13 protein-coding genes are annotated in these 11866 nt (G+C 63.7%); 5 read left to right on the top strand and 8 right to left on the bottom strand.

The genetic code is table 11. The annotated features are described in order from the left end of the window. The first annotated feature begins 2 nt into the window (after nucleotides 1-2). Nucleotides 3-365, top strand: coding sequence for a VOC family protein (locus tag DNK10_RS18990; RefSeq protein WP_131180300.1), 363 nt, complete (start codon nucleotides 3-5; stop codon nucleotides 363-365). 14 nt (nucleotides 366-379) lie between these two features. Continuing rightward, nucleotides 380-970 carry a nucleotidyltransferase family protein gene (locus tag DNK10_RS18985; RefSeq protein ID WP_131192634.1) on the top strand — a complete coding sequence of 197 codons (591 nt, stop codon included), beginning with the start codon at nucleotides 380-382 and terminating at the stop codon, nucleotides 968-970. A 73-nt stretch (nucleotides 971-1043) separates the two neighbouring features. Here DNK10_RS18985 and DNK10_RS18980 read toward each other — a convergent pair whose 3' ends face one another. The 4 genes from DNK10_RS18980 to DNK10_RS18965 all read right to left on the bottom strand — a co-directional run bounded on the left by DNK10_RS18980 (nucleotide 1044) and on the right by DNK10_RS18965 (nucleotide 3983). Then, on the bottom strand, nucleotides 1044-1499 hold the full coding sequence (locus DNK10_RS18980) for a GNAT family N-acetyltransferase (RefSeq protein WP_131192633.1): 456 nt from the start codon (nucleotides 1497-1499) through the stop codon (nucleotides 1044-1046). Next, a complete protein-coding gene (rhlE1, locus tag DNK10_RS18975; RefSeq protein ID WP_131192632.1) occupies nucleotides 1499-2827 on the bottom strand; it encodes an RNA helicase RhlE1 in 1329 nt (442 codons plus the stop codon). The genes DNK10_RS18980 and rhlE1 overlap by 1 nt, the downstream gene beginning before the upstream one ends. 62 nt (nucleotides 2828-2889) lie before the next feature. Continuing rightward, nucleotides 2890-3495, bottom strand: a complete 606-nt coding sequence (locus DNK10_RS18970; RefSeq protein ID WP_131192631.1) for a 3'-5' exonuclease — start codon at nucleotides 3493-3495, stop codon at nucleotides 2890-2892. 8 nt (nucleotides 3496-3503) lie between these two features. After that, the gene (locus DNK10_RS18965; protein ID WP_131180297.1) at nucleotides 3504-3983 is read right to left on the bottom strand and encodes an NYN domain-containing protein; all 480 of its coding nucleotides are present in this window, start codon (nucleotides 3981-3983) and stop codon (nucleotides 3504-3506) included. 170 nt (nucleotides 3984-4153) lie between these two features. On the opposite strand from DNK10_RS18965, the gene DNK10_RS18960 reads away from it, so the two are divergent. The 3 genes from DNK10_RS18960 (at nucleotide 4154) to gudD (ending at nucleotide 7506) form a co-directional block, all read left to right on the top strand. Continuing rightward, a complete protein-coding gene (locus DNK10_RS18960; protein ID WP_131192630.1) occupies nucleotides 4154-4813 on the top strand; it encodes a YciC family protein in 660 nt (219 codons plus the stop codon). Between the two features lie 42 nt (nucleotides 4814-4855). After that, complete coding sequence (locus DNK10_RS18955) at nucleotides 4856-5896, top strand: LacI family DNA-binding transcriptional regulator (RefSeq protein ID WP_131192629.1); 1041 nt, start codon at nucleotides 4856-4858, stop codon at nucleotides 5894-5896. 263 nt (nucleotides 5897-6159) lie between these two features. Then, complete coding sequence (gudD, locus tag DNK10_RS18950) at nucleotides 6160-7506, top strand: glucarate dehydratase (protein ID WP_131192628.1); 1347 nt, start codon at nucleotides 6160-6162, stop codon at nucleotides 7504-7506. A 195-nt stretch (nucleotides 7507-7701) separates the two neighbouring features. Here gudD and DNK10_RS18945 read toward each other — a convergent pair whose 3' ends face one another. From DNK10_RS18945 to DNK10_RS18930, 4 genes are all read right to left on the bottom strand, one after another. Continuing rightward, nucleotides 7702-8517: an energy transducer TonB gene (locus tag DNK10_RS18945; protein WP_131192627.1), complete on the bottom strand. Its 816-nt coding sequence runs from the start codon at nucleotides 8515-8517 to the stop codon at nucleotides 7702-7704. 1 nt (nucleotide 8518) lies between these two features. Next, a complete protein-coding gene (tolR, locus tag DNK10_RS18940; RefSeq protein ID WP_131192626.1) occupies nucleotides 8519-8962 on the bottom strand; it encodes a protein TolR in 444 nt (147 codons plus the stop codon). A 13-nt stretch (nucleotides 8963-8975) separates the two neighbouring features. Further along, nucleotides 8976-9692 carry a protein TolQ gene (tolQ, locus tag DNK10_RS18935; RefSeq protein WP_131192625.1) on the bottom strand — a complete coding sequence of 239 codons (717 nt, stop codon included), beginning with the start codon at nucleotides 9690-9692 and terminating at the stop codon, nucleotides 8976-8978. A gap of 207 nt (nucleotides 9693-9899) precedes the next feature. Then, nucleotides 9900-11813, bottom strand: a complete 1914-nt coding sequence (locus DNK10_RS18930; RefSeq protein ID WP_131192624.1) for a phytase — start codon at nucleotides 11811-11813, stop codon at nucleotides 9900-9902. Nucleotides 11814-11866 lie beyond the last annotated feature (53 nt).

Raw genomic sequence — 11866 nt, 5'->3', positions numbered from 1 at the left:
CCATGCTGACCAGCGTCGAACTCAAGACCTTCATCCCGGCAAAGGACTACCCGCTAAGCCAGGCGTTCTACACTGCCCTGGGCTTCAAACCCGGCTGGCAATCGGACGAGATGAGCTACTTCAGCAATGGCGAGCACAGCGCCTTCCTGCTGCAGAATTTCTACGTCAAGGAGCAGGCGGACAACTTCGTCATGCACCTGCTGGTCGATGACGTCGAAGCCTGGTGGGCCCATGTGCAACAGGAAAACCTGGCCGAACGCTTCGGCGTACGCACCATCGCCCCCGAAGACCAGCCCTGGGGCATCCGCGAGTTCATCATCTTCGACCCGAGCGGTGTGCTGTGGCGGATCGGGCAGAATATCTGAGGCACCCAAGCGCCATGGAAACCATCGGCGCCCCCGACGGGAGCGATGCCATTGGTAATCAGCAACTGCTGGAGATAGCCCTGAGCAATCCTGTGAATCAGGCGCTGCTGCAGATACTTACCAAGCTGGATATTCCAGCCTGCACGCTGACTGCTGGCTGCCTGTTCCAACCCGTGTGGAACCTGCAATCCGGTCAGCCTGCGGATTGGGGCATCAAGGATTATGATGTTTTCTACTTCGATCAGGATGTGTCCTGGGAAGCTGAAAACCAGGTCATCGAGCAAGTGCAGAGAGCCTGCTCTCACCTTGCTAGCAATATCGAAGTACGTAATCAGGCCCGGGTGCACCTTTGGTACGAGCAGAAATTCGGCGCTCCATGCCCGCGGCTGCAAAGCGTCTTCGATGGCATCGACCGCTACCTGATCAAGGCAACCTGTATTGGCGTGGACGTCCGTAGTGGCGAGTTGTATAGCACCCATGGCCTGGATGAGCTGCAACGAGGAATACTGCGCATCAATCCGCTAAATCCGCAGCCCGAGATGTTTCTGCGCAAGTCACAGAGTTACCAGGCGCGCTGGCCTTGGCTGAAGATAGAGACATCTTGAACGGAGTGAAACAGACATAGCCTGGGTCGAGCGAAACGATACCCAGGGCCGTATGAGTAATGCGACCTGGCCTCTAGCTTTCGGGCGAAATCGACTTTCGCAAGAACACCCGGGCATAACCGTCTTCCACGGCCCGGCGAGTTTCCTGATACCCCAACCGCGCGTAGAACAGGATGTTCTCGGTCATCAACTCGTTGGTGTAAAGCTCGATAGACCCACACCCCAGCGCCTGAGCCTGGCGCTCGGCAAAACTCATCAGTTCCCTGCCAAGCCCCTGGCCACGGGCCTGGTTGCAAACCGCGACGTTCTGCACATGCAGGACATCGCCCTCATGCTCCAGCACCAAAACGCCTCTCGGCGCCCCGTCCATTTCCAATACGAATACCCTGCACCGCTCGATGACCTGGCGGTAGTCATCGAGCATCGGCGCAGGCTCCCTGCCGATTCGCGGAATGTAGGGTGCGTAGGCTTCGTGAACTATCGCGGTTATCGCGTCGACATCAGCCTCGGTGGCGTGGCGTACGAGCACTAACGCCCGCCCTTCGGCTTACCGCCGAAGCTCGGTACCTTGCGGATGGCCTTGACCGGCGGTGCAACGGGTTCGTCGCTTTCCATCCAGCGGCCCAGGCTGCCGGACTTGCCGCCGCCGACCACCTTGGGCTTTTTCGGTTTCTTCGGCTTTTTCACCACCAGGCCGCCAGCGACCGTCTGCGGCACGCGGTGATCGGGGATGAAATCCGGTTCGTCGACGCGCTGCAGAATCTGCTGGATCAGCGCCTCGATGGCCGACAGCAATTGCACCTCGTCGGCGCAGACCAGCGACACGGCCTGGCCGCTGGCTCCCGCACGACCGGTACGGCCAATGCGGTGCACGTAGTCTTCGGCGACGATGGGCAGGTCGAAGTTGACCACCAGCGGCAGATCGTCGATATCCAGGCCACGGGCGGCCACGTCGGTGGCGACCAGCACGTCGACTTCACCGTTCTTGAAGCGCTGCAGCGCACGCAGGCGGGTTGGCTGCGGCTTGTCGCCGTGGATCGAGTCGGCACGAATGCCCGCGGCCAGCAGCTCCTGCTCCAGCTCGTCGACGCCCTTGCGGGTCTTGGCGAACACCAGCACCTGCGACCATTTCTTGCTGCGGTAGAGGTGCAGGAACAGCTCGGCCTTGCGCTTCTTGTCCACCGGGATCAGCCACTGTTTGACCGACTTGGCCGCGGCGTTGCGCGGGCTGACCTCGATGCTCAGCGGATCGCGCAGCATTTCGCCAGCCAGGGTGCGAATGGCCTCGGAGAAGGTCGCGGAAAACAGCAGGGTCTGGCGCTTCTTCGGCAAGGCGGCGAACAGGTCATCCAGCTCGCGGGCAAAGCCCAGGTCGAGCATGCGATCGGCTTCGTCGAGCACCAGTACCTGCAGTTGGGAGAACTTCACCGCGTTCTGGCGGTACAGGTCGAGCAGCCGGCCGGGTGTGGCGACCAATACGTCGAGCCCTTTGCGCAGCTTCATCATCTGCGGGTTGATGCTCACGCCGCCGTACACCGCGTAACTGCGCAGCGGCAGAAACTGCGAATAGGTCTGCACGCTCTGCTGCACCTGCTCGGCCAGCTCACGGGTCGGCACCAGCACCAGGGCACGCACCGAATTGCTCGCCACCACCGGGCCTTCCATCATCAGACGCTGCAGGATCGGCAGGGTGAAGGCCGCGGTCTTGCCGGTGCCGGTCTGCGCCGCGGCCATCAGATCGCGGCCCTTGATGATCGGGCCGATGGCCTGGGCCTGCACGGGCGTCGGGGTCTTGTAATCGAGGCCGTCGAGGCAACGCAGCAGAGGTTCGATCAGGCCGAGGGAAGCGAAGGTCATGGTGGCAACGTGATGGGCAATGGGAAGACCGCACAGTTTATCCTGTCCGGGAACAGATCGCCCTAACCCACGACGTTGAGTATCGCGCGAACCTTGGCCGCCGGCATGCCCTGCAACTGACGCAGGAAGTCATGATCGACCGCACTGCGGCCGTACTGCTCGCGCAGCAAGCGGCACAGATGCAGGGTGAGGTTGGCGGCCATCTCCGCGTCGGCCAGCGCCCGGTGAGCCTTGCCGGTATCCGGCAGGCGCGCCCAGCGGTTGAGGTTACCGAGCTTGTGGCTCGGTGCGCTTGGCAGCAAACGCCGCGACAGCAGCAGCGAACAGGCGAACGGCTGGGCACGGCTGCGCCCGATCAGGCCCAGTTCGGCGTCCCAGAATTTCTGATCGAAGGAGGCGTTGTGCGCCAGCATCGGAATGTCGCCAACGAACTCGGCGACTTCATGCATCACCTCGGCCGCCGGTGGTGCATCACGCAACATGGCATTGCTGATGCCGGTGAGTTGCTCGATGAACGGCGGTACCCAGGCACCGCTGTTCATCAGGCTCTGGTAACGCGCGGTGATCTGCCCGTTCTCGATGATCACCACCCCGATTTCGGTGGCACGCGCCTGCTGGGCCGGCGACATGCCGGTGGTTTCGAAGTCGATGACAGCGATGGGTTTCACGTAAAGCCTCAGTGTTTCAACAACAGATGGCCCTCGATGGGCACATAACGAGTAGCCGCGCGCACCAGCGATTGTGCGGTAAGCCCGGGAACGCCGTAGGCCACGGCCTCGACGCCATGGCGCTGACGAATGCGCTCGAGCAGCAGATCGAAATCGCCGTCGCCGGAAGCCAGCACCACGCTGTCGACGTTCGCCGCAGCATCCATCACGTCGATGGTGATGCCCACGTCCCAATCGCCCTTGGCCGAACCGTCACTGCGCTGAATGTAGGGTTTGAGCTTCACGGTGAAACCGAGGTTGCGCAGGATCTGCTGGAACTGCTGCTGCTTGGGGTCGCCGCGGTCGATGGCATAGGCGTACGCCTCGACGATCTCGCCACCGCCGGCCAGCTCGGCCCAGAACGCGGTGTAGTTGAAGTGACAGCCATAGGCCTGGCGCACGGTGTAATAGAGATTCTGTACGTCGGCGAACACGGCTATTTTTTTCACCGGACATCCTCACAAGGGCTCGCGCGGGTTGCACGGGTTGCCAGTATGCCAGCCTCGCCCCCTCCAGGTCGAAAGCCGCAGCCCGACGGTGATCGAGGCTCGCCTCATCACTGGTCGAGAAACCGGCGCCCTCGTATGATGACGACCTGTTTTTCTGGCCGCGACTTTCCATGAATCCCCTCGACGCCTTGCGTGACGCCTGGTTCTTCTTCCGGCAAAACCTGCTACAGATCATCCTCCTGTGCCTGCCCTTCCTGCTCCTGGAGGCAGTTCTTCGCCTGCAGATCGAAGGCCTGGTCGCTGCCGCCCAGGTGCCGCTCTACGACGTACTGCTCGGGCTGTTCTTCTATCCGCTGTACAGCGCCGCGCTGATCCTGTTCATCGAGGCACGCAGCAGCGGCGGGCAGCCGGCCAAGAGCGCGCTGATCGCCATGAGCCTGAGCCTGTGGCCGCGCTTCGTGCTGCTGGCCGGCATCGGCACCCTGGCGATCATGCTGGGCGCCTCGCTGTTCATCCTGCCGGGGCTGTGGCTGATGGTGCGGCTGGTATTCTCCGATTACCTGCTGGTACTGCGCGGCCTGTCGCCGCTACAGGCGCTGCATGAAAGCCTGCAACTGACCCGCGGGCATTTCTGGCCGATTTTCGCCTGTGTGCTGCTGGTGATGGTGCCGATCTGGGTGATCGGCTTCATGGCTGGCGATATCGCTGCCGATCCGGCCGGGCGCCTGCTACTCGATCTGCTGCTCGGCCTCTGCCAGCTGTTCACCACCGTGGTGGTGTTCCGCCTGTTCATGCTGCGCACGGGCGACAATGCCGCGCCCCTGCCGTAACCTGCCGGGCAACCCTATCGCTTCTTCGATCGAGACGACCACGTGGCAAGAAAATCGCGCAGAGAGCTGGCCAAAGACCGCGGTGACCTCGGCGACCTGCCGATCACGGTCAAGGATGTAGCCCTCAAGGCCGGTGTGTCGCCGATCACCGTGTCGCGGGCGATCCAGCGCCCGGAGCTGGTCAGCGATGCCACCCGCACGCATGTACTCGAAGTGGTACGCGCCATGGGATACGTGCCCAACCTGATGGCCGGTGGCCTGGCGACCAGCAAGAGCCGCCTGGTGGCCATCGTGCTGCCGACCATCGCCAATTCGATCTACGCCAGCGTGGTGCAGGCGATCATGGATCGCCTCGCCGAAGCCGGCTATCACACCCTGGTCGGGCCGAGCGGCTACACCCCCGAACATGAAGAAGCCCTGCTGGCAGCCATTCTCGGCCGTCGCCCGGACGGCATCGTGCTGACCGGCACCTTTCACACCCAGGCCAGCCGCGAACGCCTGGCGTCCGCCGGCATCCCGGTGGTCGAAGCCTGGGATCTCGGCGACGACGGACTGGACATGCAGGTGGGCTTCTCCCATGAGCAGGTCGGCGCCGCCGTGGCCGAGCACTTCTTCGCTCGGGGCTACCGGCGCTGGGCGGTGATCGGCGTCGACGATCCTCGTGCGCTGCGCCGCTGTAACGCGGTGATCGGCCGCCTCACCACGCTGGGTGTCGAGACCGTGGCGGTACAGACCTTGCCCCTGCCAGCGACCTGGGAGGTCGGCCGCAAGGGCCTGGCCAATCTGCTGGATGCCGGTGAACGACCGGATTTCATCTTCTGCAGCTCGGATACCGTGGCCCTCGGCGTTCTGGCTGAAGCGGCCACCCGCGGGCTGAACGTGCCTGGCGACATCGCCGTGCTGGGCTTCGGCGACACCCTCAACGGCCAATTCGCCAACCCTGCCCTGTCCACGGTCAGCGTCAACGCCACCGAGATGGGCAGGCAAGTCGCCGAAGCGCTGCTGCGCCGCTTCGACGGCCAGAGCGCCGAACCGAGCATGGATACCGGGTTCGCGATCATCGAGCGTGGCAGCACCGCTTGAGCCTGGCGACAGACACTACGCCTGCATTCGTAGGATGGGTGAAACCCATCACGATTGATGGGTTTCACCCATCCTACGGCCTGCTTCTCTATCCGCCCGCAACCATCAACCCTAAAAATTCACGCTTGAATGATAACGTTATCTGTTTATGATGATAACGTTATCTTTTTCACCACCAGCGACACCCGAAGCGATCTGCAAACGCTGCCCGACGAGGCAGCCAGACCATCCGCAACGCCGGCGACGGCAACAGGAGTCAAGCGATGAACAATAACAATATCCACACAGGCACCCCGGTCATCACCTCCCTGGAGGTCATTCCCGTTGCCGGGCACGACAGCATGCTGCTCAACCTGAGCGGTGGCCACGCGCCCTTCTTCACCCGCAACCTGCTGATCCTGCGCGACAACGCCGGGCATGTCGGCGTCGGTGAAGTGCCGGGCGGCGAAGCTATTCGCCAGACTCTTGAAGACGCGCGCCAACTGCTGCTCGGCCAATCCATCGGCCAATACCAGAAGCTTCTCGGCCAGGTGCGTCAGGCCTTCGCCGACCGCGACTCCGGCGGTCGCGGCCTGCAGACCTTCGATCTGCGTATCACCATCCACGCCGTCACTGCCGTGGAAGCCGCGCTGCTCGACCTGCTCGGTCAGCATCTGGAAGTACCGGTCGCCGCCCTGCTGGGCGAAGGTCAGCAGCGTGATGCCGTGGAAATGCTGGGCTACCTGTTCTATATCGGCGACCGCAAGAAAACCGACCTGCCCTATCGCCAGGAAGCGGATGCCGATAACGCCTGGTTCCAGGTGCGCAACGAAGAAGCGCTGGATGCTCAGGGCGTGGTGCGTCTCGCCGAGGCCGCCTACGAGCGTTATGGCTTCAAGGATTTCAAACTCAAGGGCGGCGTGCTGCGCGGCGATGAGGAAATCGAAGCGGTCACCGCACTGGCCGAGCGCTTCCCGGATGCGCGTATCACCCTCGATCCGAACGGCGCCTGGTCGCTACAGGAAGCCATCCGCCTGTGCCGCGACCAGCACCATGTGCTGGCCTACGCCGAAGACCCCTGCGGTGCCGAGAACGGTTACTCCGGCCGCGAGGTGATGGCCGAGTTCCGCCGCGCCACCGGCCTGCCGACCGCGACCAACATGATCGCCACCGACTGGCGTCAGATGGGCCATGCCATCCAGCTGCAGTCGGTCGACATTCCCCTGGCCGACCCGCACTTCTGGACCATGCAGGGTTCGGTACGCGTGGCGCAGATGTGCAACGACTGGGGCCTGACCTGGGGCTCGCACTCCAACAACCACTTCGACGTGTCCCTGGCCATGTTCACCCACGTCGCCGCCGCGGCACCGGGCAAGATCACCGCCATCGACACCCACTGGATCTGGCAGGACGGCCAGCGCCTGACCAAGGAGCCGTTCCGCATCGAAGGCGGCCTGGTCAGCGTGCCGCAGAAACCGGGTCTCGGCGTGGAACTGGACATGGATGCCGTGGCCAAGGCCCACGAGTGCTACAAGGGCATGGGCCTGGGTGCGCGCAACGATGCCGTGGCCATGCAGTACCTGATCAGTGGTTGGACATTCGATAACAAGAAGCCCTGCCTGGTGCGCTGAGAACTCTCCGGTGCGATGTTGATCCCGCAGGACGCGGGATCCATCAATATGAGGCACCGCGATGTTGACGCGGCGCGTAACCCACCAAATCGATATCCGGTTTCGCGCCCATGGTGGGTTACGGCGCAACGGTAATGGCATCGTGCTGGTGCCTTGTAACAAGCACCTAACCCACCCTACCGCTCCTAAAATTGCTTACTGAATCTTGTAGGTGAAGGTGTTCTTCACGTTCGCCACGGCGACCGCCTGGCCGTTGACCACCTTTGGCTGATAGCGAAAGCTCTTCGCGGCCGCCAGCGAGGGTTTGACGAACAGCGGGTGACACTCGCCCACGACCTGGGGATCCTCCACCCGCCCTTGGGCGTTCACCCGGTAAGCCACGGTGCATTCACCCTCGATCTTGCGATCCAGAGCACGCTGGGGGTAGTCCGGTGCATCCTTGGCAATTGGCAGGTACTGACGGCTGGCCGCCTCGGCCTCCGCTCGCGCGGCTGCTGCCGCAGCGGCCTGGCGCTCGGCTTCGGCCTGGCGGGCCTGGGCCTGGGCCAGTTGCTGTTCCTGCAGCCGTGCCTGGCGCTGCCGTTCCTGGCGAGCCATCGCCTCCTGACGTAACGCTTCTTCACGACGCTGCTGCTGACGTTCCCGCTCGATGCGTTGCTGCCTTTCCTGCCGTTCCTGCTGCACGCGCTTGAGGGCCAGATCCGCCTCCTGCACCTGGGGCGCCTCGACCACCGGTTCAGGCAGCGGCGCTGGCTCGGCCGCCGCCACCTCCGGCATGGGCGGCGCAACCGGTGGCGGCGGAGGCTGCACAGCCGGCGCGGGGGGCGAAACCAGCTGGGTGGTGATCACCGCGGAAACCACAGGCGGCATCGGCGCGTTATGCGACAGGTTGAGCAGCACGAACGCCAGGCCGATATGCAGCGCCACCGCCACACCGAGGGCGAAGCTGTGCTCACGCCAGGCCGGCCAGGGGAAACGCGGTTCGTGCAAGTCCAAGGTCAGCGTGCTCATATCAGGGGGCCTCGGTGATCAGCCCGAGACGGCTGACGCCGCCACGCTGCAGTTCGGCGATACCGGCGACCACCGCGCCATAGTCGGCGTTCTGGTCGGCGCGGATATACACCTGGGTGTCCGGGTGCTCGGCAACGATGCCGGCGATCTTCTCGCCCATCTGCGCCTTGTCCACCGCGCTGTCGGTCTGCGACTCGGTGTCCACTTCACTGCCCAGGTTCCAGTAGTAGCTGCCGTCATCCTTTACCGAGAGGGTGACGATGCGCTGTTCGTTCGGCGTCGGCAGTGCTTCGGCAGCTACTTTGGGCAGCTCGATCTGCACGCCCTGCACCAGCATCGGCGCCGTGACCATGAAGATCACCAGCAGTACCAGCATCACGTCGATGTAGGGCACCACGTTCATTTCGGCTTTCAGGCCGTGTTTCCGGGTCGGTCTAACCAGCATGGGGAAGCCCTCCTCAGGCCGCGGCGGCCATGCTTGGCACCGCACTGTTCAGGCGCCGATGCAGGCGGCCCTGCAGTTCGTTGCCAAAGGCGTAGTAACGGGCGATCAGCGTCTGGGTGCGCGCCGAGAAACGGTTGTAGGCCATCACCGCGGGAATCGCCGCGAACAGGCCGATGGCAGTGGCGATCAGCGCTTCGGCGATGCCCGGTGCCACGGTCGAGAGAGTCGCCTGCTGCACCTGGGACAGACCGAGAAAGGAATTCATGATCCCCCACACGGTGCCGAACAGGCCGATATAGGGGCTGACCGAACCCACGGTGGCGAGGAACGGCAGGCCTTTTTCCAGGCGCTCTTCCTGCTCGGCGATGGCCACGTGCAGGCTGCGCTCGACACCGTCGAGCACCGTATCCGGGTGATCGCCGGCGTGGGGCTGCAACTGGCTGAAGGTCTGGTAACCGGCGATGAAGATGCGCTGCAGAGCGGCGTCCACCGGCAGCTCCTGCTGCGCGCCTTCGCGGTACAACCCGCCGATTTCATCGCTGCGAAAACGTTTGAGAAAGGTCTTCGCCAGGCGCTCGCTACGGCGCAGTACCGCGCCACGCTGGACGATCAGGTACCAACTGATCAGCGAGGCCAGCACCAGGCAGAGCATCACCGCTTGAACGACGATGCTCGCCTCGCTGATGAGGCCCCAGACGGTCATGTGTTCGAGATGGGGTTGGTTTTGCATGACGGATTCCTTCGATTGCGCGAGCACCACGGCTCACATTGGAAGACAGGGACGTTGCGCACTGATGACAGGCGCAACGCCACGCAACTAACTCCAGTTTCGTAGGGTGGATCGGGGCGCGTAGCTGTCGCCTTTTACATCCACCGAAACGGTGGATCGGGCGGGCCGCGTAGGTGAAGCGTGATCCACCCTACAACCGAAGGTTTTTCACTCCAGTCCCAGAACGTCGGCGACCGCCGACCAGGGCACGTACTTGTAGTTCTGGTTGCCCTCGGGCATACGCTTGCGGCCGTCCTGCACCACCAGCATGCCGGCGCTCCATGGCCCACCCAGGTTGGCCGAGGTCACTTCCAGGCCATCGGTTTCCGAGGCTCCGTCGATGCCCAGTCGGGCGTTCAGGCCAATCCGGAAACTGCCGCGCAGCTTGTATGGCGCCTGCGCCTCGACTACCACGTAGCTGTCGTTGCCCTGGCTGGAAATCACCAGGTAGTCGCGCTGTTTGCCGTGGTAGAGCCCCAGGCCCTCGATGTCGTCCTGCAGCGGGCCACCGACGGCGATGACTTTCTCCAGCTCTGCCTGCGCATCGCCACGGGCATCCAGCGCCCACACCGCCACGTCTTCCTCGCCGATATACAGGCGCTCGTTGCGGTCGTCGGCCACGCAGCCTTCCGGCTGGCTCTCGGTCTTGAAGCGCCTTACCAATTGGCCGGTCGCCTCGCCGCTCTCACCGCTGAGGCGGTATTGCAGAAAGGTGCCGTCCTTGTCGTTGGCGATGGCATGGATGGCGCCCTGGCGATCCTTGAACAGACACAGCCCGTAGATCTCCTCGAGCGGCGTGGCGAGCTGACCGATATCGCTGAGCTCGCCGCTGGCCGGATCGATGGCGAACAGGTGCAGGCTGTTGTGATCGCGATTGCTGGCCACGGCCAGATCCACCTGGCGATTGCCGAGCCTGAAACCCAGGCGAATGTCGACGTTGTTGAGCCGGCCAACACGCAGGTTCTGCACCTGCTTGCCGGCCAGGTCGTAGGCGAGCAGCCCGCCCTTCTTGTCGGTGCCCAGTACGCGGCTGCGCTCGGGATAGCGGGTATTGACCCAGATCGCCGGGTCATCCGCCGCGTCGCCCAGGCTGGGCACGCCATCGGTCTGCACCAGCGGCGCGATCTGCGGGATGACTGTCGCTTGCGGCGTCGCTTTCGGCGTCCAATCCAGGGTTGCGCTACGTGCACCGTCATCATCGATCAGCAGCAGCTCAAGGCCCTCGGCCGTGGCGCGGGCACTGACCTGCTCCGGCTCGTCGAGACCGTCGAGCTTCACCACGCCGGTACGCTGCCAATGCTCGGCGCTGCGCTGATACAGGTGCAGGTTCGCGGCGCCTGAATCGAGCAACAACAGGGCATCGGGCAACACCGCCATACCCGCGGCGCTTTCAGCCAGAGCGCCAAAAGGCGCGAGCAACTCCACCGGCTCACGCACCAGCGGCGCTTCGGCGTCAGCCTGGTAACGCCAGACACCGACATTTTCCTCGTTGACGTAAAGGCTTTCGCTGCGGTCATCGACCTGGCAGAAGCCGCTTTCCGGCGGCAGGCTCAGGGCACGTACCAGGCGTGCGTCGGCCAGCGGTCGACCGTTTTCGGCCACCAGCCATTGCTCGCCTATGCCCTCCTCGCCCACCAGGAACAGGTAGTCGTTGCGCGCGCTGTCGCGGTACAGGCACAGCCCTTCGATGGCGAAACGGGTTTTCGGCAGGTAGTGCGCGCCGCCCCAGGCATCGCCTTGCAGCCGCACCAGCAACGCCTGCTGACGCGTCTTGTCGAGGGTGGCGACCAGCAGGCCGCTGTCATCCGCACGATGGTCGAGGGTTTCGAAGCGGCCGGATAACTCGCTTACCACCTGGCCACTACGGTCGATCACCTGCAGGGCTTTGCGGCCGATCTGCAGGCGTTCGGCGTTGGTCAGAGACGGCAGTGGCGCCAGCCACTGAGTACTTTCAGTGGCGATCAGAGAACGACTGATCTTCACCGTTGGAGCGGCAGCGGAGAGCGGTTTCTCCGGTGCAGTGCTCTGGCAGGCGGCCAGGGTAACGCAGAGTCCCAACAGGGACAGATTGAACATACGCATGGATGAAGAGTGTCCTGCAGCAGTCATGGCGTAGGAGCCGGCTTGCTGGCGAT

The sequence above is a fragment of the Phytopseudomonas daroniae genome, assembly GCF_004327275.1.
In the GTDB taxonomy this organism is placed as follows: domain Bacteria; phylum Pseudomonadota; class Gammaproteobacteria; order Pseudomonadales; family Pseudomonadaceae; genus Aquipseudomonas; species Aquipseudomonas daroniae.
This window is presented reverse-complemented; position numbering and strand designations above follow the sequence as displayed.